The sequence below is a fragment of the Pseudomonas sp. Hp2 genome, assembly GCF_006386585.1.
Taxonomy (GTDB): Bacteria; Pseudomonadota; Gammaproteobacteria; order Xanthomonadales; family Xanthomonadaceae; genus Pseudomonas_S; species Pseudomonas_S boreopolis.
In genome coordinates this window covers 684,434-708,541 of record NZ_VAHJ01000003.1, presented here as the reverse complement: position 1 = coordinate 708,541, position 24,108 = coordinate 684,434, and the positions used below count along the sequence as shown (strand labels likewise).

Here is a 24,108-nt window from a genome sequence, read left to right as displayed (position 1 = left end):
GGAAGCGCTTCCCAGCAGCCGAAGCGCTTCACAACAGCCGAATGGCTGGTCATGGCTGATCAAGCACACCCCGCCTACGCGCCCGCAGCTACGCTGCGGGTTCGCGGAGCCAATGGGATTTTCGGACGCGACTTCCTGTCGCGGCCGAAAACGGCGCACTCGTCCGCTACGCGGACGAGCCCGGGGCATTCGCCGCGCGGCGAATGCCCGCCCGCCGGGGCGAAGCGGTGCTTCGCCTTTTCCGGCGAGCCCCTGTGCGCCGCCCTTCGGGTGTTTCCCATTGTCTCCGCCGCTTCGGAGGGGCCCCGGTAAGCCAAAAGCTCAAAGCAAAATCACGAGCAACAGCAACAGCAACAGCAACAGCAACAGCAGAACCCGTCGTCGGGTGCGCTAATGAATTGCTGCAGGTGAATCTCTGCAGGGCTTATCCATCAGCCCTGTCGCATCACCACCGCAATCCACTCAGAACCGGTTGCCCCAGCTCACCGTCAGCACCCGGCCGCGACCGGCGGTGTAGGTGTCGTTGCGCGGGGTCGTCTGCGAGTAGTAGGTCACGTACTGCTCGCCCAGCAGGTTCTCCACGCCCAGGTTGAGGCGGCCCAGCGGCAAGGCGATGGTGGCCTGCAGGTCGAGCGTGGCGTAGCCGTCGAAGCGGCCCACCTCGGTGCCGCGCAGGTCGAAGCGGCGGCTGATCGCGCGGTTGCCCTGCAGGCGGGTCGAGAAGCCCGGGGTCCACTGTTGCTGCCAGAACGCGGTGACGCGGTCCGGGCTGACGTTCGCGCCGGGCATGTCGCTGTCCACGCGGTCGTCGCCGTCGCTGTCGTAGCGCGCCACGGTCGTGGCATAGGCGGCGCCGACGCGGCCGCGCTCGGAGAATTGCCAGGCGACGTTGCCCTCGAAGCCGCGGATCTCGGTGCGCTCGCGCGCGACGCGGTAGCTCTGGATGGCCGGATCGTAGTCGAGCCGGGTGCCGCGGTCCGCGTCGGACCAGTAGTAGGCCGCGTGCACCTGCCAGCGGCCGTCGTCGTAGTCCACGCCCACTTCCCGGTTGTCCGAGATCACCGGGCGCAGGTCGACCAGGTTGTCCACGCGCTGGTCCGGGACGTTGATCGAACGCAGCACGCGGCCGATGTCGGCGACGGTGTAGCCCTCGGAGTACGAGACGTACAGCTTCAACGCATCGGTGGCCTCCCAGACCAGGCCGGCGTTGGGCAGCGTTTCGTGGGTGGTGGGCTTGCCGCCGCGCACGAACTGGCCGCCGTTGTTGCTGGGGATGGTGGTGAAGTCGTCGACCTCCAGCTCGCCATGCTCGTAGCGCAGGCCGGCGGTGAGCAGCCATTGCGGGGCCAGGCGCCATTCGGTCTGCACGAACGGCGACAACGAGGTGTAGGTGGTCGCCGGCACCCATTTCAGGCCGCTGTGCACCAGTTCCTGGTAGGTGCGGTCGCGCGCCAGGTCCAGGCCGAAGGTGGCGCGCAGCGGCAGGCCGAACAGCTCGCCGCGCGACCAGCTGGTCTTGGCGCCGTACTTCTCCGAGGCGTTCTGCGACTGGTCGACGACGTTGCGGCCGTCGTTCCAGAGGTTGGTGAAGGCGGTCGAGCCGTACAGCCCCTTGAAGTCCACCCAGTACGCCTGCGCCTGCAGGTAGCCGCCGCCGAGCGCGGTGTCGCTGTAGTCCAGCGCCAGCGAAGTGGAGCGGTTGCGCGGCGCGTCGGCGTCCTTGCGGCCGCGGCGGGAGGTGGCGAGCTGGCCGGTGGCGGGGTTCCCGTTGACGGTGAGGTAGTCGTTGTCGCCCTGCAGCTCGTAGTAGTTGGTGGTCAGCTGCAGGCGGCGCCGATCGTCGATGTTCCAGCCGGCCTTGGCGAACGCGCTGTGGCTGCTGGCGTCCATCAGGTCGCCCTGCACGTCGTTGACCGCGATCGCATGGCCGTCGCCGTCGTAGTACAGGCCTTCCTTCGCGTAGGAGGCGCCGCCGACGAAATCGAACGCGCCCTGGCGCGTGCCGAACAGGTAGGAGCCGCGGTAGCCGGTGCTGTCGCTCTCGTGCGGCAGCGCGCTGCTGGCGCCGAGGTTGACCTCCTGGAAGGTCTGCCCGTCCTGGCGCGGGGCGCGCTTGGTGATGATGTTGATGATGCCGCCGGAAGCGCCCAGTCCCTGCAGCGCGTTGGCGCCGTGGATCACCTCGATGCGCTCGATCATCGCCGGATCGATGGTGTGGCCGTCGCGGCCGCCCTCGCGCAACGGGGTGGACTGCGGCACGCCGTCCACCAGGTACAGCGGCTTGCGCCCGCGCAGCGTCTCGCCGGCGTTGGTGAGCTTCTGCCGGCTCGGCGAGAAGGAGGGGATCAGGTTGGACAGCACCTGCGACAGGTCCTGCGTCAGCGCCAGCTGCTGCTCCAGCTGCACCCGGTCGATCACGGTGATGGTGTTGGGCAGCGCCGCGTCCGAGGTCGGCATGCGGCTGGTGCTGGCGGAGACGGTCAGCTGGTCGAGGTCGACGACGTCGCCGGACTGGGCCTGGGCAAGCGGTGCGGCCAACAGGGCCAGGAGGGCGGAGCAGAGCAGGCGACGGCGGGGCATGGGCGGCACGCGGGGGCGAAAGTGAGCCGCGAAGTGTTAATGAGATTCGTTATCGAATCAAGATGGCATCCCATGCCGACACATGCCATGCGGCGGCATGCGCGGCTTTCCCTGCGGGAGCGGGCGGACGCGCGGGGCATCCGCCGGATGTCAGGCGGCGGCGTCCGGGGTCAGGTGCGGCATCGATACCGCGGCCCCGGCGACCTCGGTCGAACGCGCGGCGTAGCGGTTGGCGAAGCGCACGTGCTGGGCGAACGGGGCGCCCGGCTGCTGCGCCAGCGAGGCCGCCAGCGCGCCGTTGAAGGCGTCGCCGGCGCCCGTGGTGTCGATGGTCTGCGCGCTCTCGGCGGCGACGCGGTAGTACGGCTGGGTGTCGCCGCGCAGCTGTTCGTCGGCGTGCGAGATGAACGCGCCCACCGCGCCGAGCGTGATGACCACCGTGCCGCCCGGCAGCAGCTTGCGGCACAGCGCATGCAAGGTGTTGCCGTCGGTGGCGGCCACGTCGTCCGCGGCGATGCGCTCGCCGACGTGGCGGCCGAGCAGGGCGGCGAACTCGGTCTCGTTCGGGGTCAGCACGTCGGCGGCCTTGAGCAGGCCGATCGTGCTCTGCGCGTTGGCCGGCGCCGCGTTGAGCACGGTCGGCACGCCGGCCTCGCGCGCCAGCTGCAAGGCGGCCTCGATCGTTTCCACCGGCGATTCCAGCTGCGCCAGCACCACCTGCGCCGAGCCGATGAGCGCGCGCTGCGCTTCGATGAAGGCCGGGCTCAGCACGGCATTCGCGCCGGGACCGATCACGATCGTGTTGCGGCCGTGCGCATCGACGTAGATGCCGCCGGTGCCGGTCGGCTCGCCGCTGGGCTCGGCCGCGAGCAACAGCCCGTCCTGCGCGGCCAGCCCGCGCGCCATCGCGCCGCCGGCGTCGTCGCCGAGCGAGCACACGAAGGTGGTCCTGGCGCCGGCGCGCGCGGCGGCGACGGCCTGGTTGAATCCCTTGCCGCCCGGGCCGGTGCTGTAGCGGCCGGCAATCGTCGCACCCGGCGCCGGCAGGGTTTCGCAACGCCAGACGTGATCGACATTGAAGGAACCGACGACAACAACCGAACTCATGCAGGTATCTCTTGGTGGATTCTGGAAACGGGGCCGATCAGCCGAAGTGCGACAGCACGCCGGCGATCGTGGCGGTCATGAAGGTGGCGATCGAGCCGCCCAGCACCGCGCGCAGGCCGAACTTGGCCAGGTCATGGCGGCGCTCGGGGGCCAGCCCGCCGATGCCGCCGATCTGGATCGCGATCGAGCTGAAGTTGGCGAAGCCGCACAGGGCGTAGGTGGCGATCAGCGTGCCTTCCTTGCTCAGCGCCACGCCCGGCAACTGCCCGTTCACGATCTGCGACAGCTCGGTATAGGCGACGAACTCGTTGAGCACGACCTTCTGCCCGATCAGGCCGCCGACCGTGGTCGCGTCCGCCCACGGCGTGCCGATCACCCAGGCCACCGGCGCCAGCACGTAGCCGAGGATCGTGGACAGGTTGGTCGGCTTGCCGATCGCGGCCGCGAGGCCAGTGACCTCGCCGAGCCAGGTCAGCGGCGCGTTGACCAGCGCGATCAGCGCGATGAAGGCCAGCAGCATCGCGCCGATGTTCAGCGCCAGGCGCAGGCCGTCGCCGGCACCGGCCGCGGCGGCGTCGATCACGTTGCTGGTGGTCTTTTCCACTTCCATCCTGACCGTGCCGCGGGTGAGCGGGGTGCCGGTCTCCGGGACCAGCAGCTTGGCCACCACCAGCGTCGCCGGCGCGGCCATGATCGAGGCCGCCAGCAGGTGTTTGGCGTAGAACGCCTGCTGCACCGGGTCGCCGCCGCCCAGCATGCCCACGTAGGCCGCCAGCACGCCGCCGGCGATGTGCGCCATGCCGCCGATCATCATCGTCAGCAGCTCGGACTGGGTCATCTTGGGGATGTACGGGCGCACCGTCAGCGGCGCCTCGGTCTGGCCGATGAACACGCTGGCGCAGACGCTGGTGGTCTCCGCGCCGGACACCTTCATGACCTTGGTGATCGCCCAGGCCATCGCCCGCACCACCGCCTGCATCACGCCGAGGTGGTAGAGCACGCCCATCAGCGAGGAGAAGAAGATGATGGTCGGCAGCACCTGGAAGGCGAAGATGAAGCCGTAGCTCTTGGCGTCCATCAGGCTGCCGAACACGAAGGACGAGCCTTCGCCGACGAAGCTCAGCACCTTGACGAACAGCTTGCCGAGCCAGTCGAACACGTCGCGACCGCCCGGGACCAGCAGCACCACGGCGGCGAAGGCCACCTGCAGGATCACGCCGGTGCCGATCAGGCGCCAGTCGACCGCCCGCTTGTTGTTGGAGAACAACCAGGCGATGCCGATCAGGACCGCCAGCCCGAACAGGCCGAAGCCGATCCTCCCCAAACCCTCGACCATGCGTAGCCCCTGTGCCGGCAAAAGCGGAAAGCCTAGGGCAGGGGCGTGCGGGGGGCAAGGACAACCCGGTTCATCCCGGGAATTTCCCGCCGGAACGGCGGCTTCATACGGCTGCCCGGCGGCGCGCCGTACACTGCCGGGCGACGCGGCGATGCCGCCATCCTCGAAGACTTGTCCAAGGAGTCCCCGCATGCTCTACCGCCGTCTTGGTGCCGCCGGCCTGCAACTGTCCGCGCTTTCGTTCGGTGCCTGGGTGACCTTCGGGCGCCAGGTCGGCCGCGACGAGGCCCGCAACCTGATCGCCTGCGCCTGGGACCACGGCGTCAACTTCTTCGACAACGCCGAAACCTACGCCGCCGGCGAGGCCGAGCGGGTGATGGGGGACGTGATCGCCGACCTGCGCCTGCCGCGCGATGGCTATTGCGTGTCCAGCAAGGTGTTCTTCGGGGCGACCGAATCGCCGCGCCCGACCCAGCGCGGGCTGTCGCGCAAGCACGTCGTCGATGCCTGCCACGCCGCGCTGCGGCGCCTGCGGGTCGATTACCTCGACCTGTATTTCTGCCACCGCCCCGATCCGGAGACGCCGATCGAGGAGACCGTGCGCGCCATGGACCTGCTGGTCCGCCAGGGCAAGGTGCTGTACTGGGGGACCTCGGAGTGGACGGCCGCGCAGATCCTGCAGGCGCAGGAGATCGCCCGCGCCGGGCACCTGTTCGGGCCGTCGATGGAGCAGCCCCAGTACAACCTGCTGCATCGCTCCAGGGTGGAGCGCGAATACGTGGAGCTGTGCCAGGCCGGCCTCGGCCTGACGATCTGGTCGCCGCTGGCATCGGGACTGCTCACCGGCAAGTACAACCAGGGCGTCGGCGCCGGCACGCGCCTGGACCAGCCGGGCTACGCCTGGCTGCGCGAGGAAGTGCTGGGGGCGGACGGCGGCGCGCGGATCGTGCAGGCGCGCCGCTTCACCGCCATCGCCGAGGAACTCGGCGAGCGCCCCAGCCAGCTGGCGGTGGCCTGGTGCCTGCGCAACCCGCACGTTTCCAGCGTGATCCTGGGTGCGAGCCGGGTCGCGCAACTGGAGGAGAACCTCGGCGCGCTCGACCTGCTCGATCGCTACGACGCCGACGTCTGGAGCCGGATCGAAACCGCCGTGGCCGGCTGACGGGCCTCGCCGGCCGATTGAAGGAGGCTGGCGGGAGGATTCCCGCCATCGCCAGCATCAATCGATAAAGATGAGAACGCCTCTTGATTGCTTTGTGAGAATAATTATCATTTGATCCGACACCCTTCTGGAGTACGGATCATGACTGCCCAACCCGTCCTGCTGCGTCCCGAAACCCTGTCCCTGCGGGATCGTCCCGTGCGGCCGGTACCGGCCGAGGAAACCATCGCCAGCGACGCGCTGCTCAAGGGCCGCCGCGAAGTGCTGATCCAGCATGGCGACCGCATCTACCGCCTGCGCCACACCAGCAACGACAAGCTGATCCTCACCAAATAACCGGTGTCGCCGGGCCGTGCCGGGTGCCGGACGGGGCCGGCCGGCGCGGCTTCTCTCGAAAGCGCATCGCACGCCCCAGGAGATCCGCATGCGACATCCGGCCCTCTCCCCCACGTTCTCTCCCCCCCGGTCGTCCGGCCGCGTCGCCGCGATGCCGGCGCCGGGGGCTCTTGCCACGCCGGTACCGGCCCGGACCCGGCCGGCCGATCGGTCGCTGCCGCATCCCTCGCAACTGGCGGCATTGGGGACCGTGCTGTGCCTGTATCCGGCCGCATCCGGCAGCGAGCTGGCCGGCTGGTCGCACGCGGTCCGGCTGGCCGCGCAGTCGCAGATGGACAGCGACGGCTGGCGCGAAAGCCTGTGGTTCTTCGACAGCGGCGGCCGCTGCTGCTGGCGCCTGCACCTGCTGCCGGACAGCGATTTCCTGGCCTGGGACCGATTGGCTGCGGTCGTGCCCCGCCTGCCGGCGCAGGAGCCAGGGGGCGGGATCGGCGAGCGCCTGTGGCGCCGGCTGGCCCACCGCGTGCGTGGCGACGCCTGGAGGATGGGCGTGGTGCGCCTGCATGCCTTGGGCCGGCTCGGCGACGACCTCGCCGCCAGCCCGGCGCCGTTGTCGGCGCTGGGCGCGGGGCTGTTGCGCCGGATCGCGCAGGCGGAGGGGCTCGACCTGCCGGGACCGGCGCTCGCGCACGACGGGGCCTGCAACGGCGGTCGCTGAGGCGGGCGTGCCCGCACGCCGCGCTATTCCTTGAACATCAGGAACGCCGCCACCGCGATCAGCGCGAACGCGGCCCAATGGTTCCACTTCAGCGGCTGGCCCAGGTAGGCGAAGGAAAACACCGCGAACACCAGCAGCGTGATCACCTCCTGGATGCCCTTGAGCTGCGGCGCCGAATACACCGCGCTGCCCAGGCGGTTGCCGGGCACCTGCAGGCAGTACTCGAAGAACGCGATGCCCCAGCTGACCAGGACCACCAGCATCAGCGGCGCGGTCTTGAACTTGAGGTGCCCGTACCAGGCGAAGGTCATGAACACGTTGCTGGCGAGCAGCAACAGCACGGGATAGAGGTAGGCGGTGAACGGGGAGGCGGGCATGTCGGCGCGCGAGCGGGAGAGGGCGGCAGCATACCGGGGATGCCGGAGCGGCGCCGGCATGCGCCGGCGCCGCCTGGCCGGTCAGGACGCGCGCAGCGCCAGCGCCGGCGGCGTGGAGAGGATCCGTCGCGTGCCGGACCAGCCGGCGAGCATGCTCAGCACCACGCCGGCCGCGCCGCCCAGCAGCAGGACCGGCCAGGGCGGGGCGAAGGCGAGTTCGAACGCCTGCCGCGCCACGGCCACGCCGATGCCCGCGGCGGCCAGCACCGCGAGCAGCGAGGCGCACAGGCCGAGCGCGCCGAACTCCACCAGCACCGCGCCGCGCAGCTGCGGACGATTGGCGCCCAGCGTGCGCAGCACCGCGCTGTCGTAGCGGCGCTCGGCCGCGGTGGCCTGCAAGGCCGCCAGCAGGACCAGCACGCCGGCCAACAGGCTGAAGCTCATGACCAGTTGCACCGCCTGGCCGACCTGCTCCATCACTTCGCGCACCCGTTCCAGGATCGCGTCGATGTCCAGCACCGAGATGTTGGGGAATTCGCGCGTCAACGCCGCCAGCCGCGGCGCCCGATCCGTCGGCAGGTGGAAGCTGGAGATCAGGTTGTAGGGCGCATCGCCGACCGAGCCGGCATTGAGCAGCAGGAAGAAGTTGACCCGGAACGAGTCCCAGTCGGCCTTGCGCAGGCTGGTGACGGTGAAGCTGCGCCGCTGCTCGCCCATCTGCAAGGTGATGCGGTCGCCCAGCTCGACGCCGTAGCGCTGCGCCCAGCCGTCCTCCACCGACGCCTCGGCGGCGGCGCTGCCGGGGTTCCAGAAGCGGCCCGCGGTGAGCGTATTGGCGGCGGGGAAGGCATGGCGCCAGGAGAAATTGACCGGCCGGTCCTCGCCCTCGTCGTCCTCCGGGCGGTCCAGGCGACGCGCCGGGCGATCGTTGATCGCGACCAGGCGGCCGGTGCTGAACGGCTCCAGGTCGGCGTCCTGCACGCCGAGCGCGGCCAGGTGCCGGCGCACCGCGTCGGTCTGGTCGGGCTGGATGTTCATCAGGAAATAGTTGGGCGTATCCATCGGCAACCGGTCGCGCCATTGCCCCAGCAGGCCCGGCCCGACCACCGCCAGCAGCAACAGCGCGCACAACGACAGCGACAGGCCGACCAACTGCACGACGCTGAGCGCGCGGCGCCGGGTCAGCGAGGCCAGCCCCAGCCGCCATGGACCGCGCAGGCGCCGCTGCAGCCGGCGCAGTCCCGCCAGCAGCAGCGCGCCGAGGCCGCCCGCCACCAGCGCCAGTGCCGCCAGTCCACCCAGCACCCAGCCGGCCAGCACGGCATCGCCGGTGGCCTGGATCGTCAGCGCCAAGGTGGCGGCCAGCGCCGCGGCGTAGGTCGCCAGCGAAGTCGGCGGCGTGGCCGCGAAGCTGCGGTTGAGCACGCGCATCGGCGGTACGTCGCGCAGCCGCAGCAGCGGCGGCAGGCCGAAGCCGAGCAGCAGCACCAGGCCGATGCCGGCACCGGTGAGCGCCGGCGTGGCCTGCGGCAGCGGCAACCGGTCCGGGACCAGGCTGCCGAGCGCCCGGACCAGGCCCTCCTGCGCGAGCATGCCGATCACGATGCCGACCAGGCAGGCCGGGACCGCCACCAGCAGCAGCTGCAGCGCGAGGCTGGCCAGGACGTCGCGCTGGCGCGCGCCGAGGCAGCGCAGCACCGCCACCGTGTCGATGCGGTGCAACGCGAAGCGGTTGGCGGCCAGCGCGGTCGCCACGCCGGACAGCAGCACCGCCAGCAGCGCCGACAGCGACAGGAAGCGGCCGGCACGGTCGAAGGCGGCGCGCATGCCGCGCTGGGTATCCTCGATCCCGACCAACCGATAGCCGTTGGCGCGCGATTGCAGCCATTCGCGCAGCCCGGCGATCGCTTCCGGCTCGCCGGCGAACATCAGACGGTACGAGGCGCGGCTGCCGGGGCCGAGCAGGCCGGCGGCGTCGACGTCGGCGCGGTTGACCATCAGCGGCGGGGATATCTGCAGCAGTTCGCCGGACGCGTCCGGCTCGGCGCGCAGCACGCCGGTGACGGTGAGCGTGCCGGCGCCGAATTCCAGCGCGTCCCCGAGCTTCAGCCCCAGCGCCTCCATCAGGCGCGGGTCCGCATACGCCTCGCCCCTCGGCGGCGCGCCGCCCGGCACGGCGTTGGCGGCGCCGGCATCGCGCGCGACCAGCAATTGCCCGCGCAGCGGATAGCCGTCGCCGACCGCGCGGATCGTCGCCATCTGGCTGGCCTCGCCGTGGAACAGCACGCTCGGGAAGGCGACCATGCGCGTGCTGCGCAGCCCGCGCCGCGCGGCTTCGTCGGCGAAGGCTTGCGGGATGTCCTGGCGGCCGGTGACGCCCAGGTCGCCGCCGAGCACCTCGGCCGCGCTGGAAGTCAGCGCCAGCGTCACCCGGTTGACCAGCGTGCCGACCGCGGTCATCACCGCCACCCCGAGCACCAGCGCGGCGAATACGGTCAACAGGTCGCCGGCGAGGAACTCGCGCCGCACCGAACGCAGCGCCTGGCGCAGCACGTTCATGCCGCCGCGCCCGGATACAGGCGGCCGCCGTCGATGCGGTAGACGTGCTGGCAACGCCGCGCCAGCGCCATGTCGTGGGTGACCAGCACCAGCGTGGTGTCGCTGTCGGCATTGAGGGCGAACAGCAGGTCGCTGACGTGGCGGCCGGTGGCCTGGTCGAGGCTGCCGGTGGGCTCGTCGGCGAACAGGATGCGCGGCCGCGCCACGAACGCCCGCGCCAGCGCCACGCGCTGCTGCTCGCCGCCGGAGAGCTGGCGGGGATAGTGGCGCGCGCGCGCCTTCAGGCCGACCGCGTCGAGCACCTCGCGCACCCGCGCCGGGTCCTCGCGGCCGGCCAGCTCCAGCGGCAGCGCGACGTTCTCCTCGGCGGTCAGCGACGGCAGCAGGTGGAAGCTCTGGAACACGAAGCCGACCTCGCGCGCGCGCAATGCCGCGCGCGCCTCCTCGTCCAGCGCGCCGAGCGCGTTGCCGGCCAGGCTGATGCTGCCGCGGGTAGGCAGGTCCAGGCCCGCGAGCAGGCCCAGCAGCGTGGTCTTGCCCGAACCGGACGCACCGACGATCGCGACGCTGTCGCCTTCACCGACCGTCAAGCTGATGTCGTCGAGGATGTGGAGCGTGCCCTCCGGGCCGTCGACGGACTTGCCCACGTCGCGGACATCGAGTGCGATGGGAGAGTGTGGGGGCTTGGAACCTGTCATGCCGTTTTCCATGAGATGCGTCGTCCGTCGGCGGTGCGGGGCCGTTGCAGCGTGGTGCGGCCTTGGCTGGCGGCCAGGCCAAACCGCGCGGCGCCGGCCCCGCGCCGCTGGCGGACAACCCCCCGGGAAGTCGCCCGGCGAGCGCCGATACCGGCTTGCGCGCCGTGTCTCGGCGCGCCCCAGGCGGCTTCGCACTCGGGGAAAATGGCATGACACGCTCTAATGTCGATGAGGAGTTCTCCGTGATGCGGGAAAGCGGTTTGCGGTCGTGCCATCGCGCCATGGCGACATGGTGGTTGCTGCTTGCATGCTGGCTGCTCCTGCCGGCGCTCGCCTATGCCAAAGGTCCGGGGAACGGCCCGATCCTTGTGCTGGGAGACAGCTTGAGCGCCGCCCACAACATACCGGTGCAGTCGGGCTGGGTCAGCCTGCTCGAGCAGCGCCTGAAGCAGCAGATGAAGGCGCCGCCCGCCGTCGTCAATGCCAGCATCAGCGGCGAGACCAGTTCCGGGGCGCTGACCCGGCTGCCCGGCCTGCTGGCCAAGCACCGGCCGGGCGTGGTGGTCATCGAGCTCGGCGGCAACGACGCCCTGCGCGGCCTGGCGCCGGCCCAGTTGAAGGCCAACCTGGACAAGATGATCGGCCTGAGCCGGCAGGCCGGCGCGCAGGTCGTGCTGCTCGGCATCGACGTGCCGCCCAACTACGGGCCGGCGTATCGCGAGCGGTTGCGCGCCGTCTACCGCGACCTGGCCGAGCAGTACCGGCTGCCGCTGGTGCCGTTCCTGCTGGAGGGGGTGGCGCTGCAGCCGGGATTGATGCAGTCCGACGGCCTGCACCCCACCGCGGCCGGCCAGCCCAAGGTGCTCGACAATGTCTGGCCGACTCTGAAGGGCGTGCTAGGCAAATGATTTGAAAGGGATTTTTCCCGTCGTCCGGTCTTCACGCCATATCGACCCAGGATGGGGCATGTTTCACAAAGCTGAAGAAAGCTGAGATCGAGGGGTTTCCATGCGTCAGACCAAGGAGACGTCCGGGCTTGTTCTGGTCGTCGAAGACAATCGCAACATTTCCGAGATGATCGGTGAGTATCTCGAGGGCCGCGGTTTCGAGGTCGATTACGCGGTCGATGGGCTGGACGGCTATCGCCTGGCGGCCGAGAACAGCTACGACGTGGTCGTGCTCGACCTGATGCTGCCGCGGTTGGACGGCATCGAGGTCTGCCGGCGGCTGCGCAACGACGCGCGCAAGTCCACGCCGGTGCTGATGCTGACCGCGCGCGACACGCTGGACGACAAACTGACCGGCCTGGGCTTCGGCGCGGACGACTACCTGACCAAGCCGTTCGCGATCCAGGAGCTGGAAGCCCGGTTGCGGGCGCTGATCCGCCGCGAGCGCCGCCAGGTGGGCTCGGAGGTGCTGAAGGTCGCCGACCTGGTGCTCGACCCGGTCAGCATGCGCGCCACCCGCGCCGGTACCGAACTGCAGCTTTCGCCGATCGGCCTGAAGCTGCTGACGATCCTGATGCGGGAATCCCCGCGCGTGGTCAGCCGCCAGGAGATCGAGCGCGAGATCTGGGGCAACGGCCTGCCCGACTCGGACACCTTGCGCAGCCACCTGTACAACCTGCGCAAGATCATCGACAAGCCGTTCGACCGCCCGCTGCTGCACACCGTGCAGAGCGCCGGCTACCGCATCGCCGACATCGCCCAGCCGATGGGCTGACCTGGCCCGGCCCCGCGCCGGCCCATCCCGACCGCCATGCGGCGCCGCGGCGCCGCATGGCGGCTTCCGGCACAGGTGGGTGGGGAGGTCTCTTCCTATAATCCGGGCGCGCATCATCTGGACGCCGAAATGCCCTACGGCTTGCCCCGGAAAATACGCATCGCGTTCATCGTGCAGACCGTGCTGGCGAGTCTGGCGATCGTGGTGGGCGCCTGGCTGGTCACGATCGTCGTCAAGTACAGCCTGATCCGTACCGTGCTGGAGGACGAGGCGGCGCACTTCTGGCAGCTGTATCAATCCTCGCCTGCGCAGCCGCCGCCCAACACCTCGTTCGTCCGCGGGTACCTGGTGCCCGCGGGCGAGTCGCGCCTGGTGCTGCCGGAGTACATGCGCCCGCTCGCGGACGGTTTCCACGAAATGGAACGGCAGAACGAGCTGGTGCTGGTGCAGAGCCGGCCGCAGGGGACGCTGTACCTGGCCTTCCTGCGCTCGCAGGCGCAGCACCTCGCCTTCTGGTTCGGCGCGGTGCCGGTGCTGCTGATCCTGCTGGCGGTGTATGCGGTGTCGTGGCTGACGTACCGCATGTCCAAGCGCCTGGTCTCGCCGGTGAACTGGCTGGCGCGGCGCGTGGCGAACTGGGACCCGCGGCATCCGGACGCGAGCGACCTGGCGCCCGTGCACCTGCCGGCCGACCTGCAGGGCGAGACGCGGCAACTGGCGCTGGCGCTGCATTCGATGGCCACGCGCGTCGGCGAGCACATCGCGCGCGAACGCAACTTCACCCGCGACGCCAGCCACGAGCTGCGCACGCCGCTGACGGTGGTGCGGGTGGCCACCGACATGGCGATCTCGGAGGAAGGCGTGCCGCCGCGCGTGGAGCGCAGCCTGCGCCGGATCCAGCGCGCCGGGCGCGACATGGAGGCGGTGATCGACGCCTTCCTGATCCTGGCGCGCGAGGCGGAGGTCACGCCGCAGAGCGAGACGTTCGATGTCGCCGATCTCGTCGAGGAGGAGGCGGAGAGCGCCCGCGAGCTGCTCGGCGAGAAGCCGGTGCGCGTGGACGTGAGGCTGGTGCACGCGTTGCAGCTGCACGCGCCGCCGCGCGTGTTGCGGGTGGTGTTGAGCAATCTGCTGCGCAATGCCTGCGCCTATACCGACAACGGCAGCGTGGTGGTGGAGGTGCACGCGTACGGCATCGTGGTGCGCGACACGGGCATCGGCATGAGCGAGGAAGCGCGGGTGCGGGCGTTCGAGCCGTTCTTCCGGGGGGAGCCGGGCCGGCCGCAGGGGACGGGGCTGGGGCTCTCGATCGTGCGGCGGTTGTGCGATCGGTTCGGGTGGCGGGTGGAGCTCGAGAGCGAGCTTGGGGTGGGGACTACGTTCACTGTGCGGTTCGGGTAGTTGCCGGTCGGGGAAATCTTCTGCCGTCGTTCCCGCGAAGGCAGGGCGAAGAACCGGCGTCCTTGGCGTTATCTGTCCGGCCCACGCAATACCACGGTTCTGCGGAATCTGTCTATTCGTCATCCCCGCGAAGGCGGGGGCGAAGGGCCGCTGCTTGCGAGCCACTGGCTCGCGCGGCACAGAGCGCCATCGGGCTATGCCCGATGACCGAGGATCGAAGATCCAATGACTTTCGTCATCTGTCAGTTTCAAGAGATCTATCTACCGTCATCCCCGCGAAGGCGGGGATCCAGGGACGTTGCTTCTGGGGCTTTGGCAATAGCAACAAAGGCAGAAGCTTTCGCCTTTGGCGAGTTACTTTTCTTTGCTTGTGCAAAGAAAAGTAACCAAAAGAAGCGCTTCACAGCAGCCGAATGGCTGATCAAGCACACCCCGCCTTCGCGCCCGCAGCTTTGCTGCGGGTCCGCGGAGCCGGTGGGATTTTTCGAGGGGGCTCGTCCGCTACGCGGCCGAGTCCGGGGCATTCGCCGCGCGGCGAATGCCCGCCCGCCGGGGCGAAGCAGTGCTTCGCCTTTTTCCGGCGAGCCCATGCACGTCGCCCTTCGGGTTTTACCCGCCGTCTCCGCCGCTACGGAGGGGCCCGCGCCGCAGTGACATTCGTAGGCCGTGGAGGTTGGCGCGCCGCCGCGCGAGGAGGCGTTACCCAATCCAAAGCAAAATCACGAGCAACAGCAACAGCAACAGCAACAGCAACAGCCTATTTCTGCGGGCTTTACTTGCGCGCCAACTCCGGTGCCACCGCGTCGCGCCAGATCTCGTAGCCGGCGCGGGTCATGTGCAGTTGGTCCTCGCGGAACAGTTCGGGGCGCGGTTTGCCCGAGGCGTCGAGCATGCGGCTGTAGACGTCGATGAAGTCCACTTTCGGGAAGCGCGAGGCGGCGTGCCGGATCATGCGGTTGGCCTCGGCCATCTGCGGCATCAGTTGCGCGCGCGAGGGGCTGGGCTTGATCGAGATGTAGGCGATGCGGGTGTCCGGCAGGTCCTTGCGCACGCGCTGGACGAAGGCGACGAAGTCGTCGCGCACCTGCGCGGGGCTGCGCCCGGCGGCGAGGTCGTTGTCGCCGGCGTAGAACACGATCAGGCGGGGCGCGTACGGCACGACGATGCGGTCGGCGTACCAGGTGCTGTCGCGTACCTCCGAGCCGCCGAAGCCGCGGTTGATCACCGGCTGGCCCGGGAAGTCGGTGGCCAGCGTGTCCCAGAAGCGGATCGAGGAACTGCCGACGAACAGGATGCCGTGCTGGGGCGGCGGTTGCACGGCGTCGGCCGCCGCGAACTTTCGCATGTCCTCTTCCCAGGCGGCATTGGATACCTGTTCGGGGATCTTCGGCGCGGGACGGTCGAGGGCCTGGGCCTGGGCGCCGAGCAGGGCGAGGACGAGCAGGGTTGAGCGGACGATGCGGTGTTTCACGGGCGATCCTGATGCATGGAACCAGGGGCGCATGGTGCGTCACCGGGCCGGACGCGGGCAAACGGCCGGGCCGGCGGGGCGGCCGGAACGGCGGATGTGGCAGAATTACGGGTTCATCATCCTTGTCCTTGCGCCGATGACCGTCCGCCGTCGCCCGTTGCGCCTTCGCCGAATCCCGGGACGCCGCTGAGATGGCCGACCAGTCCGGCCATCTCCCGCGCGGGCCCAGGCGCATCCTCAAGGCGGCCGTCTGGTCGTTTCAGGGCCTGCGCGCGGCCTGGCTGCACGAGTCCTCGTTCCGGCTGGAGGTCTACCTGTCGGTCGTGCTGGTACCGCTGGCGCTGTGGCTGGGCCAGACGCCGGTCGAGCGCGTGCTGATGATCGGCTCGCTGCTGCTGGTGCTGGCGATGGAACTGGCCAATTCGGCGATCGAGGCGGTGATCGAGCGCTACGGCCCGGAGCACCATGAACTGGCCGGGCGGGCCAAGGACATGGGGTCGGCCGCGGTGTTCGTGCTGATGGTGAACGTGCTGGTGTGCTGGGGCCTGGTCCTGGCCCCGCGCTATCTCTGACATCCCCTCCACATTCGAAGGTTTCCCCCATGTTGCTTGAGTTGCTGACCGATCCCAATGCCTGGCTGACGCTGGTGACGCTCAGTGCGCTGGAAATCGTGCTGGGCATCGACAATCTGGTGTTCATCTCGATCGCGGTCAGCAAGCTGCCGGAAGCGCGCCGCCCGTTCGCCCGCCGCCTGGGCATCGCGGTGGCCTGCATCACCCGCATCGTGCTGCTGGTCTCGCTGGCCTACCTGGCGCACATGCAGGCCGATCTGTTCAGCGTCGCCGGCATGGGCATCTCGATACGCGACCTGGTGCTGATCATCGGCGGCCTGTTCCTGCTGGTGAAGGGCGGCAAGGAGATCCGCGAGCTGATCACCGGCGGCGAGGACAGCGACCCGACCACCAGCAAGGCGACCGGCGTGTTCGGGCTGGTGATCCTGCAGATCGCGATCATCGACATCGTGTTCTCGCTGGACTCGGTGATCACCGCGGTCGGCATCGCCGAGCACATCCCGGTCATGGTCGGCGCGATCCTGCTGTCGGTGGCGGTGATGCTGCTGGCCGCCAACCCGCTGGGCCGCTTCATCGACGCCAATCCGACCGTGAAGATGCTGGCGCTCGCCTTCATCCTGATGATCGGCGCGGTGCTGGTCCTGGACGGCCTGGAAGTGCACGTGCCCAAGCCGTACATCTACGCGGCGATGGGGTTCTCGGTGCTGGTGGAGTGGCTGAACCTGCTGATGCGCCGCCGCGCGGTGGCGCACCACGTGCCCGGCGCCGGCAACTGGTGACCGCGCAGGTGTCCCCCGGCCGCCCGCCGGCCCGGGACCCCGGCCCGCCGGGGCCCTGCATGCCACGCATGCGGGGTTCATGGCATGCTGGATGCCCCTAGAACGCACCGGAGTCGTGCCATGCGCCTGTTGATCCGTTCGTTGCTGCTGTGGGTGGTCGTCGCCTCGCTGGCGGGATGCGGCTACAACACGATCCAGCAGAAGGACGAGGCGGTGAAGGCCGGTTGGTCGGAGGTGCTCAACCAGTACCAGCGCCGCTACGACCTGATCCCGAACCTGGTCAATACGGTCAAGGGCTACGCGCAGCACGAGCAGCAGGTGCTGACCCAGGTCACCGAGGCGCGCTCGCGGGTCGGGCAGATCCAGGTCAACGCCGAGGACGCGCAGTCGCTGCAACAGTTCCAGCAGGCCCAGGGCGAGCTCGGCAGCGCGCTGCAGCGCCTGCTGGTGGTCAGCGAGAACTATCCCCAGCTCAAGGCCGACCAGTCCTTCCGCGACCTGCAGGCGCAGCTGGAGGGCACCGAGAACCGCATCACCGTGGCGCGCGGCCGCTACATCCAGTCGGTGCAGGACTACAACACCTACATCCGCCAGTTCCCGCAGGTGATCACCGCCAAGATCACCGGGGCCAAGGAGAAGCCCAATTTCAGCGTGGCCAACGAGGCCGAGGTCTCGCGCGCGCCGACGGTGGACTTCGGCGGCCCGCAGCCGCAGCAGGCCCCGCAACAGGCACCCGCGCCGGGCCACTGAGGCGGCCGTCCCCGTGACGCCTGTCCTGCGGCGATGCATGGCGGCGCTGGCGCTCTGGCTGGCGCTGCTGGCGCCGGCCTGGCCGCAGCAACTCGCGGCGATCCCGGCGCTCGACTCGCCGGTGGTCGACCAGACCGGCACGCTCGACGCCGCGCAGAGGCAGCAGCTCGAGCAGCAGGCGTTGGCCTTGCAGCGGCAGAAGGGCAGCCAGCTGCAGGTGCTGATCGTGTCCAGCACCCAGCCCGAGACCATCGAGGAATACACCCAGCGCGTGTTCGACGCATGGAAGCTGGGGCGCAAGGGCGTGGACGACGGCGTGCTGCTGGTGGTCGCCAAGGACGACCGGCGGGTGCGCATCCAGCCTGGCTACGGGCTGGAGGGCGCGATCCCCGACGCGATCGCCAACCGCATCATCCAGGAGTACCTGGTCCCGCGTTTCCGCCAGGGCGACTACGCCGGCGGCGTTCAGGAAGCGAGCGGCGTGCTGGTCAAGCTGATCGAGGGCGAGCCGCTGCCGGCACCGGTCAGCGGCCACGACGACGCCCGCCGCGGTGGAGGCGGCGCCGGCTGGCTCGTGGCCCTGTTCGTGGGCTTCGTCGTCGCCAGCATCGCGCGCGGGGCCTTCGGCTGGGCGCCGCGGCCGGTGCGGGCGCTGCTCAGCGGCGGCGCGGCCGGGCTGGCGGCGCTGTGGTTCACCTCGTTGTTCCTCGCCAGCGGAGCGGCGGCGCTGGTCGGATTCCTGGTCGGGCTGGTATCCGGCTCGCCCGGCAGCTTCGTCCGCCATGGCGGCTGGGGCGGCTGGGGTGGCGGGGGCGGCTTCGGCGGCGGTGGCGGCTGGGGCGGGGGTGGTGGTTCGTCGGGAGGCGGCGGCGCCTCGGGGAGCTGGTGATGCGACTGTTGCGGCACCTGTTCGCGCCCTCGGCACAACGCCTGTTCCCGCCTGCGCGGCTGGATGCGATCGCCGCGGCCATCGAGGCCTGCGAGCGGGCGCATCGCGGCGAGATCATGTTCGCGGTCGAATCGGACCTGCCGATCGCGGCGGTCCTGCGTGGCATGCCGCCGCGCGCGCGCGCCGAGCATGCGTTCGCGCAGCTGCGGACCTGGGATACCCACGCCAACAACGGGGTGCTGATCTATCTGCTGCTGGCCGACCATGCGATCGAGATCGTGGCCGACCGGGGATTGCGCGGGAAGGTGAGCGAGGCGCAGTGGCGCGAGGTCTGCAGGCGCATCGAGGAAGGCCTGCGCGCCGGCGAGGCCGAGGCGGCGGTGATCGGCGGCATCCGTGCGGTATCGGACTTGCTGGCCCTGCATTTCCCGCGCAGCGGCGACGAGCAGGACGAGGACGAGTTGCCCAATCGACCGCAGCTGCTGGGGTGATCGCGGCGCCGCGGCAACCGCAGGCACGCGCCATCGCGGCTCGCGCCACTCCCGGCACCGTTCCCGGCAGCCGGTGAAGGCCGGTACAGCCCCGCGGGCGGCTTAGCTGGCAAAATGGCGGCCTCGCTTTGGCCGGGTTCCGCCGCGCATGACCTATCTCCACGACATCGACCCGATCGCCTTCTCGCTGGGACCGGTGCAGGTGCACTGGTACGGGCTGATGTACCTGCTGGGCTTCCTCGCCGCATGGTGGCTGGGTCGCCTGCGCATCCGCGCCGGCCGGCTGCCGGGCGTGGACGCGAACGGGTTCTCCGACCTGCTGTTCTACGCGATGCTCGGCGTCGTGCTGGGCGGGCGCATCGGCTACATGCTGTTCTACGCGTTCGGCGCGCTGGTGCAGAACCCGCTGGTCCTGTTCAAGGTGTGGGAAGGCGGCATGAGCTTCCACGGCGGCCTGCTCGGCGTGCTGGTCGCCGTGGCCTGGTGGGCGCGCAAGCATCGCCTGCACATCTTCGACGTGGTCGACTTCATCGCGCCGCTGGTGCCGCTGGGGCTGGGCTTCGGCCGGCTCGGCAACTTCATCGGCGGCGAGTTGTGGGGCAAGTTCACCCAGGCCGGATGGGGCGTGATCTTCCCGCATGCGCCGCTGAGCGACATACCGGCCGGCCAGCCGGCGATGGAGCAGTTGATGAGCGCCGCGCAGATCCAGCAGCAGTACGCCGCGGGCCTGCTCGACCGCTACGCGCGCCACCCCTCGCAGCTGTACGAGGCGGCGCTGGAAGGACTGGTGATGTTCGCGGCGATCTGGCTGTTCTCGCTGAAACCGCGCGCGCGCTATGCCGTATCCGGCCTGTTCGCGCTGCTGTACGGCGTGTTCCGCTTCACGGTCGAGTTCGTGCGCATGCCGGACAACGGCGTCTACGTCGCGTTCGGCTGGCTGACGCGCGGCCAGATCCTGAGCCTGCCGCTGATCGCGGTGGGGCTGTTCCTGCTGTGGCTGTCGCGCCGCGCGCCGGTGCTGCAGCCCGTGCCCGCCGCGGAGGCCGCCAAGTGAAGCAATACCTCGACCTGCTGCGGCACGTGCTGGAGCACGGCACGGAGAAATCCGACCGCACCGGCACCGGCACGCGCAGCGTGTTCGGCTGGCAGATGCGCTTCGACCTGGAAGAAGGCTTCCCGCTGGTCACCACCAAGAAGCTGCACCTGCGCTCGATCATCCACGAGCTGCTGTGGTTCCTGAAGGGCGATACCAACATCGCCTACCTCAAGGAGAACAAGGTCAGCATCTGGGACGAGTGGGCCGACGCCAACGGCGACCTCGGCCCGGTCTACGGCAAGCAATGGCGCAGCTGGGCCACGCCCGAGGGCGGGGAGATCGACCAGATGCGCTGGGTGGTGGAGGAAATCAAGCGCAACCCGGATTCGCGCCGGCTGGTGGTCAGCGCCTGGAACGTGGCCGACCTGCCCAAGATGGCGCTGATGCCGTGCCACAACCTGTTCCAGTTCTACGTGGCCGATGGCAAGTTGAGTTGCCAGCTCTACCAGCGCAGCGGCGACATCTTCCTCGGCGTGCCGTTCAACATCGCCAGCTATGCGCTGCTCACGCACCTGGTGGCGCAGGCGACCGGGCTGCGCGCCGGCGACTTCGTGCACACGCTGGGCGACGCGCACCTGTATTCGAACCACTTCGAGCAGGCGCGCGAGCAGCTGTCGCGCGCGCCGCGGCCGCTGCCGAAGCTGCGGCTCAACCCGGCGGTGAGCGACCTGTTCGCCTTCGGGTTCGACGACATCGCGATCGAGGGCTACGACCCGCACCCGGCGATCAAGGCGCCGGTGGCGGTATGAGGGGAAGCGGGGGCCCGGAGAGCGCCGATCGGGAAGGCCCCGCGGCTGCTCTTCCCGCGCCCCGGCTTTCCCTGATCGCCGCACTCGATCGCCGCAACGCCATCGGCCGCGACAACGCGATGCCCTGGCACCTGCCGGACGATTTCCGGCACTTCAAGGCGCGCACGCTCGGCAAGCCGATCCTGATGGGCCGCAAGACCGCAGAGTCGCTCGGGCGCGCGCTGCCGGGGCGCTCGAACCTGGTGCTGACCCGTTCCGGCCGGGTGCCGTTCGACGGCATGCAGGCGGTGGCCACGCTGGAAGAGGCCATCGCCCGCGCGCAAAAGGCCGGTGCCGGGGAGCTGTGCGTGATCGGCGGCGGCGAGGTGTACCGGCTGGCGCTGCCGCGCGCGGACATGCTCTACCTGACCCATGTCGCGGCCGAGGTCGAAGGCGCCGATGCGTTCTTCCCCGCCATCGATGCGGCGGAGTGGGAGCCGGTGGCGCGCGAACGCCACCCCGCCGATGCGAGGCACGCGTTCGCGTTCGACTTCGTCGACTACCGCCGCCGCTGAGCGCGGCTCAGTCCTGGCCGGCGGGCGAGGGCGCGTCGTGCCTGGGCTGGCCCTTGCCGCGCGCACGGGAACGGCGCCCGCGGCGCGCGGGCCGCTCGGAGGTCGGCTTCTTCGGCGCGCGCGATGCCGGCGGCGGTCCGTCCACCTCGCGGCCCGGCACCTGCACGACGCGCAGTTCCTCGCTGTCCAGCTGCAGCGCGGTGAGCCTGCCGCCCCAGACCGCGCCGGTGTCGATCGCGTGGATGCCCTGGGTGATGGTCAGGCCGAGCGTGGACCAGTGGCCGCAGACGATCTTCAGGTCGCGCTCCACGCGGCCGGGCACCTCGAACCAGGGGTACATGCCCTGGGCCTGAGTGCCGGGCGTGCCCTTGTCCTCGGTGGCGATGCGCCCGCGCGGGGTGCAATAGCGCATCCGGGTGAGGATGTTGATGATGGCGCGGCTGCGGTCGTAGCCGCCGAGGCCCGGCGACCAACTCGGCTGGTCGCCGTACATGTTGCGCAACAGCTTGCGGTAGCCGTTGCCCTGCAGCTGTTGCTCGACCTCCTGCGCGTACTTCTCGGCCATCTGCGTGGTCCACTTCGGCCCCAGGCCGGCATGCACCATCATCCAGCCCAGCGCGCGGTCGACATGCGCCAGCTTCTGCATGCGCAGCCAGTCCAGCAGCACGTCGCGGTCCTCGGCGAGCACCACGCGCTGCAGGTCCGGGTTGACCTTGCGTTGCTCCTCCTCCGAGCGCGCGCCGATCGCCAGCAGCGACAGGTCGTGGTTGCCGAGCACGATCACGCTGCGCTCGCGCAGCGAGTGCACCAGCCGCAGCGTTTCCAGCGACTGCCCGCCGCGGTTCACCAGGTCGCCGCAGAACCACAGCGTGTCCTGCGCCGGATCGAAGCGGATCTTCTCCAGCAACCGCTGGGTGACGTCGTAGCAGCCCTGCAGGTCGCCGATCGCCCAGATGCTCATGCCCGGGCCTCCATCAATGCAGGGTCCTGGGCACGCTCAGCACGAACGTGGCGATCGGCGCGGCGAACTCGGTGCCGTCGTCGGCGACCATGTCGTAATGGCCCTGCATCTGGCCGTGCTCGGTATCGAGCATCACGCCCGAGGTGTACTGGAACTGCTCGCCCGGGCGCAGCCGCGGCTGTTCGCCGACCACGCCTTCGCCGTCGACGTGCTGGACCTGGCCGTTGCCGTCGGTGATGCGCCAGTGGCGCGCGACCAGGCGCGCGGCGATGTCGCCGGCGTTGCGGATGCGGATCGTATAGGCGAACGCGTACCGGCCGTCGGACGGCGCGGACTGCTGGTCGAGGAAGCGGGGCGAAACCTCGACCTCGATCCGGTAGCGGGGACTGTCTTGCATGCGGGAAAGTTTAGGGGCTGCCGGGATTCCCGAACAGGCCGCGCCTGCCCGGACGTCCCCGGCAGTGTGGCGGCCCGCCGTGCGAGCCGCCGTGAAGCCGCGGGCCCGGTCGCCGTGGCGCGCGCGGTTCAGTCCGCCGCCACGTTGGCGAGGCGGATGAAGTCGGCGACGTCCAACTGCTCGGCGCGCGCTTCCGGGCGCACGCCGGCGGCCTCGAAATGGCGGTTGTCGCAGACCCCGGACAGCGCGTTGCGCAGCGTCTTGCGGCGCTGGCCGAACGCGGCGCGCACCACCTCGGCGAAGCGGACGGCGTTGTCGATGCCGATCGTGGCCGGATCGCGCGGCACCAGCCGCGCCACCGCCGAGTCCACCTTGGGCGGCGGCCGGAACGCGCCCGGCGGCACCACGAACAGCGACTGCACCTGGCAGTACGCCTGCAGCATCACGCTGAGCCGGCCGTAGACCTTGCTGCCGGGCGCCGCGGCCATGCGCTCGACCACTTCCTTCTGCAGCATGAACACCATGTCGGTGATCGCCGCGGCGTGTTCCAGCGCGTGGAACAGGATCGGCGAGGACAGGTTGTAGGGCAGGTTGCCGACCAGGCGGATCCGGCCTTCGCCGGCCAGCGCGGTGAAGTTCACCGTCAGCACGTCGCGGTGGATGATCTCCAGCGTGCCGAGCCCGCGCGCGGCCTCGGTGAGCGGAAAGATCAGGTCGCGGTCGTACTCGATGACGGTCAGTTCGCCGTGGCGCTTGAGCAACGGGAAGGTGATCGCGCCCTGGCCGGGGCCGATCTCCACCAGCCGGTCGCCGGGCTGCGGGTTCACCGCCTGCACGATGCGGTCGATGTAGGCGCGCTCGTGCAGGAAGTGCTGGCCGAACTGCTTCTTGGCCGCGCCGAACTCGGTGGCGGGAGTGCGCGCGGTCATAGCAGGCGGGTCCCGAGCGGCACGTCGCGGTCGGGCACGCACAACGCGACGTGGCCGTCGGCGTCGTGGAAGCCGGTGACCAGGCATTCGGACATCAGCGGCCCGATCTGCTTCCTGGGGAAGTTCACCACGCCCACCACCAGCCGGCCGACCAGGGATTCGGGCGTGTAGTGCACCGTGATCTGCGCGCTGGACTTGCGCACGCCGATCTCGGGACCGAAGTCCACCTGCAGGATGTAGGCCGGCTTGCGGGCCTGCGCGAAGACTTCGGCGGACAGCACGCGGCCCACGCGCAGCTCGACCTTGGTGAAGTCGTTCCAGTCGATGAGTTCCATGCGGGGATTATGCGGGATTTCCCCGGTCCTCATTCCATGCGGTCATCAGCCCCGCTCCCTCCAGGGCTCCAGGGCATAGCGCGCGCCATGGGGTGCGCGACCTGGAGCGCCCACGCCGCTGGCGCGGGCCGGGCGCGGA

The 24,108-nt window shown here is 70.0% G+C and carries 25 protein-coding genes; 14 read left to right on the top strand and 11 right to left on the bottom strand.

Annotated features, from left to right (window positions below):
* Positions 1-462 precede the first annotated feature (462 nt).
* The 3 genes from FD678_RS12710 to FD678_RS12700 form a co-directional block, all read right to left on the bottom strand.
* Positions 463-2,580, bottom strand: a complete 2,118-nt coding sequence (locus FD678_RS12710) for a TonB-dependent receptor (RefSeq protein ID WP_140723918.1) — start codon at positions 2,578-2,580, stop codon at positions 463-465.
* A gap of 150 nt (positions 2,581-2,730) precedes the next feature.
* Positions 2,731-3,687, bottom strand: coding sequence for a ribokinase (locus FD678_RS12705; RefSeq protein WP_140723914.1), 957 nt, complete (start codon positions 3,685-3,687; stop codon positions 2,731-2,733).
* A gap of 37 nt (positions 3,688-3,724) precedes the next feature.
* A complete protein-coding gene (locus FD678_RS12700) occupies positions 3,725-5,023 on the bottom strand; it encodes a NupC/NupG family nucleoside CNT transporter (RefSeq protein ID WP_140723909.1) in 1,299 nt (432 codons plus the stop codon).
* A gap of 190 nt (positions 5,024-5,213) precedes the next feature.
* Here FD678_RS12700 and FD678_RS12695 point away from each other — a divergent pair, with 190 nt between their 5' ends.
* The 3 genes from FD678_RS12695 to FD678_RS12685 all read left to right on the top strand — a co-directional run bounded on the left by FD678_RS12695 (position 5,214) and on the right by FD678_RS12685 (position 7,239).
* Positions 5,214-6,185, top strand: coding sequence for a potassium channel beta subunit family protein (locus tag FD678_RS12695; RefSeq protein ID WP_140723906.1), 972 nt, complete (start codon positions 5,214-5,216; stop codon positions 6,183-6,185).
* A 141-nt stretch (positions 6,186-6,326) separates the two neighbouring features.
* Positions 6,327-6,521: a hemin uptake protein HemP gene (gene hemP, locus FD678_RS12690; RefSeq protein WP_140723902.1), complete on the top strand. Its 195-nt coding sequence runs from the start codon at positions 6,327-6,329 to the stop codon at positions 6,519-6,521.
* Between the two features lie 88 nt (positions 6,522-6,609).
* Entirely contained in the window at positions 6,610-7,239 is a 630-nt protein-coding gene (locus FD678_RS12685) for a Hemin transport protein (protein ID WP_140723899.1), read from the top strand.
* A 23-nt stretch (positions 7,240-7,262) separates the two neighbouring features.
* Here FD678_RS12685 and FD678_RS12680 read toward each other — a convergent pair whose 3' ends face one another.
* The 3 genes from FD678_RS12680 to FD678_RS12670 form a co-directional block, all read right to left on the bottom strand.
* Complete coding sequence (locus FD678_RS12680) at positions 7,263-7,616, bottom strand: DMT family protein (RefSeq protein WP_140723895.1); 354 nt, start codon at positions 7,614-7,616, stop codon at positions 7,263-7,265.
* 81 nt (positions 7,617-7,697) lie between these two features.
* Positions 7,698-10,175: an ABC transporter permease gene (locus FD678_RS12675; protein ID WP_140723892.1), complete on the bottom strand. Its 2,478-nt coding sequence runs from the start codon at positions 10,173-10,175 to the stop codon at positions 7,698-7,700.
* Entirely contained in the window at positions 10,172-10,873 is a 702-nt protein-coding gene (locus FD678_RS12670; RefSeq protein WP_218569678.1) for an ABC transporter ATP-binding protein, read from the bottom strand. Before FD678_RS12670 ends, FD678_RS12675 begins: the two co-directional genes overlap by 4 nt.
* Before the next feature lie 281 nt (positions 10,874-11,154).
* On the opposite strand from FD678_RS12670, the gene FD678_RS12665 reads away from it, so the two are divergent.
* From FD678_RS12665 to FD678_RS12655, 3 genes are all read left to right on the top strand, one after another.
* Positions 11,155-11,781, top strand: a complete 627-nt coding sequence (locus tag FD678_RS12665; protein ID WP_218569677.1) for an arylesterase — start codon at positions 11,155-11,157, stop codon at positions 11,779-11,781.
* A gap of 100 nt (positions 11,782-11,881) precedes the next feature.
* On the top strand, positions 11,882-12,595 hold the full coding sequence (locus FD678_RS12660) for a response regulator transcription factor (RefSeq protein WP_140723889.1): 714 nt from the start codon (positions 11,882-11,884) through the stop codon (positions 12,593-12,595).
* A gap of 129 nt (positions 12,596-12,724) precedes the next feature.
* On the top strand, positions 12,725-13,996 hold the full coding sequence (locus tag FD678_RS12655) for a sensor histidine kinase (RefSeq protein WP_140723885.1): 1,272 nt from the start codon (positions 12,725-12,727) through the stop codon (positions 13,994-13,996).
* Positions 13,997-14,768: 772 nt separating this feature from the next.
* On the opposite strand, the gene FD678_RS12650 is transcribed toward FD678_RS12655, so the two are convergent.
* Positions 14,769-15,467 carry an SGNH/GDSL hydrolase family protein gene (locus tag FD678_RS12650; protein WP_218569676.1) on the bottom strand — a complete coding sequence of 233 codons (699 nt, stop codon included), beginning with the start codon at positions 15,465-15,467 and terminating at the stop codon, positions 14,769-14,771.
* Positions 15,468-15,658: 191 nt separating this feature from the next.
* On the opposite strand from FD678_RS12650, the gene FD678_RS12645 reads away from it, so the two are divergent.
* The 8 genes from FD678_RS12645 (at position 15,659) to FD678_RS12610 (ending at position 21,347) form a co-directional block, all read left to right on the top strand.
* Positions 15,659-16,039 (top strand): diacylglycerol kinase, encoded by a 381-nt coding sequence (locus FD678_RS12645; protein ID WP_140723879.1) that lies wholly within the window; start codon positions 15,659-15,661, stop codon positions 16,037-16,039.
* Positions 16,040-16,068: 29 nt separating this feature from the next.
* Positions 16,069-16,818, top strand: a complete 750-nt coding sequence (locus FD678_RS12640) for a TerC family protein (protein ID WP_140723876.1) — start codon at positions 16,069-16,071, stop codon at positions 16,816-16,818.
* A gap of 120 nt (positions 16,819-16,938) precedes the next feature.
* Complete coding sequence (locus FD678_RS12635) at positions 16,939-17,568, top strand: LemA family protein (RefSeq protein ID WP_140723873.1); 630 nt, start codon at positions 16,939-16,941, stop codon at positions 17,566-17,568.
* Between the two features lie 13 nt (positions 17,569-17,581).
* The gene (locus FD678_RS20765; RefSeq protein WP_218569675.1) at positions 17,582-18,457 is read left to right on the top strand and encodes a TPM domain-containing protein; all 876 of its coding nucleotides are present in this window, start codon (positions 17,582-17,584) and stop codon (positions 18,455-18,457) included.
* The gene (locus FD678_RS12625) at positions 18,457-18,948 is read left to right on the top strand and encodes a TPM domain-containing protein (RefSeq protein ID WP_140723870.1); all 492 of its coding nucleotides are present in this window, start codon (positions 18,457-18,459) and stop codon (positions 18,946-18,948) included. The genes FD678_RS20765 and FD678_RS12625 overlap by 1 nt, the downstream gene beginning before the upstream one ends.
* Before the next feature lie 148 nt (positions 18,949-19,096).
* A complete protein-coding gene (lgt, locus tag FD678_RS12620; protein WP_140723868.1) occupies positions 19,097-20,002 on the top strand; it encodes a prolipoprotein diacylglyceryl transferase in 906 nt (301 codons plus the stop codon).
* Positions 19,999-20,793 carry a thymidylate synthase gene (locus FD678_RS12615; protein WP_140723866.1) on the top strand — a complete coding sequence of 265 codons (795 nt, stop codon included), beginning with the start codon at positions 19,999-20,001 and terminating at the stop codon, positions 20,791-20,793. Before lgt ends, FD678_RS12615 begins: the two co-directional genes overlap by 4 nt.
* Before the next feature lie 71 nt (positions 20,794-20,864).
* Positions 20,865-21,347, top strand: coding sequence for a dihydrofolate reductase (locus FD678_RS12610; protein WP_256661929.1), 483 nt, complete (start codon positions 20,865-20,867; stop codon positions 21,345-21,347).
* Between the two features lie 7 nt (positions 21,348-21,354).
* Here the strand turns inward: FD678_RS12610 and FD678_RS12605 are convergent, their stop codons facing one another.
* From FD678_RS12605 to FD678_RS12590, 4 genes are all read right to left on the bottom strand, one after another.
* A complete protein-coding gene (locus FD678_RS12605; RefSeq protein ID WP_140723861.1) occupies positions 21,355-22,308 on the bottom strand; it encodes a symmetrical bis(5'-nucleosyl)-tetraphosphatase in 954 nt (317 codons plus the stop codon).
* 13 nt (positions 22,309-22,321) lie between these two features.
* Positions 22,322-22,705, bottom strand: a complete 384-nt coding sequence (apaG, locus tag FD678_RS12600) for a Co2+/Mg2+ efflux protein ApaG (RefSeq protein WP_140723859.1) — start codon at positions 22,703-22,705, stop codon at positions 22,322-22,324.
* A gap of 128 nt (positions 22,706-22,833) precedes the next feature.
* Complete coding sequence (rsmA, locus tag FD678_RS12595) at positions 22,834-23,634, bottom strand: 16S rRNA (adenine(1518)-N(6)/adenine(1519)-N(6))-dimethyltransferase RsmA (RefSeq protein WP_140723857.1); 801 nt, start codon at positions 23,632-23,634, stop codon at positions 22,834-22,836.
* Positions 23,631-23,969 carry a tRNA-binding protein gene (locus FD678_RS12590; RefSeq protein ID WP_140723855.1) on the bottom strand — a complete coding sequence of 113 codons (339 nt, stop codon included), beginning with the start codon at positions 23,967-23,969 and terminating at the stop codon, positions 23,631-23,633. Before FD678_RS12590 ends, rsmA begins: the two co-directional genes overlap by 4 nt.
* Between the last annotated feature and the right edge of the window lie 139 nt (positions 23,970-24,108).

Excerpts from the sequence above, each read along its gene's own strand:
- FD678_RS12710 (WP_140723918.1), bottom strand. The coding sequence starts at position 2,580 with ATGCCCCGCCGTCGCCTGCTCTGCTCCGCCCTCCTGGCCCTGTTGGCC.
- FD678_RS12705 (WP_140723914.1), bottom strand. The coding sequence starts at position 3,687 with ATGAGTTCGGTTGTTGTCGTCGGTTCCTTCAATGTCGATCACGTCTGG.
- FD678_RS12700 (WP_140723909.1), bottom strand. The coding sequence starts at position 5,023 with ATGGTCGAGGGTTTGGGGAGGATCGGCTTCGGCCTGTTCGGGCTGGCG.
- FD678_RS12695 (WP_140723906.1), top strand. The coding sequence starts at position 5,214 with ATGCTCTACCGCCGTCTTGGTGCCGCCGGCCTGCAACTGTCCGCGCTT.
- hemP (WP_140723902.1), top strand. The coding sequence starts at position 6,327 with ATGACTGCCCAACCCGTCCTGCTGCGTCCCGAAACCCTGTCCCTGCGG.
- FD678_RS12685 (WP_140723899.1), top strand. The coding sequence starts at position 6,610 with ATGCGACATCCGGCCCTCTCCCCCACGTTCTCTCCCCCCCGGTCGTCC.
- FD678_RS12680 (WP_140723895.1), bottom strand. The coding sequence starts at position 7,616 with ATGCCCGCCTCCCCGTTCACCGCCTACCTCTATCCCGTGCTGTTGCTG.
- FD678_RS12675 (WP_140723892.1), bottom strand. The coding sequence starts at position 10,175 with ATGAACGTGCTGCGCCAGGCGCTGCGTTCGGTGCGGCGCGAGTTCCTC.
- FD678_RS12670 (WP_218569678.1), bottom strand. The coding sequence starts at position 10,873 with ATGACAGGTTCCAAGCCCCCACACTCTCCCATCGCACTCGATGTCCGC.
- FD678_RS12665 (WP_218569677.1), top strand. The coding sequence starts at position 11,155 with ATGGCGACATGGTGGTTGCTGCTTGCATGCTGGCTGCTCCTGCCGGCG.
- FD678_RS12660 (WP_140723889.1), top strand. The coding sequence starts at position 11,882 with ATGCGTCAGACCAAGGAGACGTCCGGGCTTGTTCTGGTCGTCGAAGAC.
- FD678_RS12655 (WP_140723885.1), top strand. The coding sequence starts at position 12,725 with ATGCCCTACGGCTTGCCCCGGAAAATACGCATCGCGTTCATCGTGCAG.
- FD678_RS12645 (WP_140723879.1), top strand. The coding sequence starts at position 15,659 with ATGGCCGACCAGTCCGGCCATCTCCCGCGCGGGCCCAGGCGCATCCTC.
- FD678_RS12640 (WP_140723876.1), top strand. The coding sequence starts at position 16,069 with ATGTTGCTTGAGTTGCTGACCGATCCCAATGCCTGGCTGACGCTGGTG.
- FD678_RS12635 (WP_140723873.1), top strand. The coding sequence starts at position 16,939 with ATGCGCCTGTTGATCCGTTCGTTGCTGCTGTGGGTGGTCGTCGCCTCG.
- FD678_RS12625 (WP_140723870.1), top strand. The coding sequence starts at position 18,457 with ATGCGACTGTTGCGGCACCTGTTCGCGCCCTCGGCACAACGCCTGTTC.
- lgt (WP_140723868.1), top strand. The coding sequence starts at position 19,097 with ATGACCTATCTCCACGACATCGACCCGATCGCCTTCTCGCTGGGACCG.
- FD678_RS12605 (WP_140723861.1), bottom strand. The coding sequence starts at position 22,308 with ATGAGCATCTGGGCGATCGGCGACCTGCAGGGCTGCTACGACGTCACC.
- apaG (WP_140723859.1), bottom strand. The coding sequence starts at position 22,705 with ATGCAAGACAGTCCCCGCTACCGGATCGAGGTCGAGGTTTCGCCCCGC.
- rsmA (WP_140723857.1), bottom strand. The coding sequence starts at position 23,634 with ATGACCGCGCGCACTCCCGCCACCGAGTTCGGCGCGGCCAAGAAGCAG.
- FD678_RS12590 (WP_140723855.1), bottom strand. The coding sequence starts at position 23,969 with ATGGAACTCATCGACTGGAACGACTTCACCAAGGTCGAGCTGCGCGTG.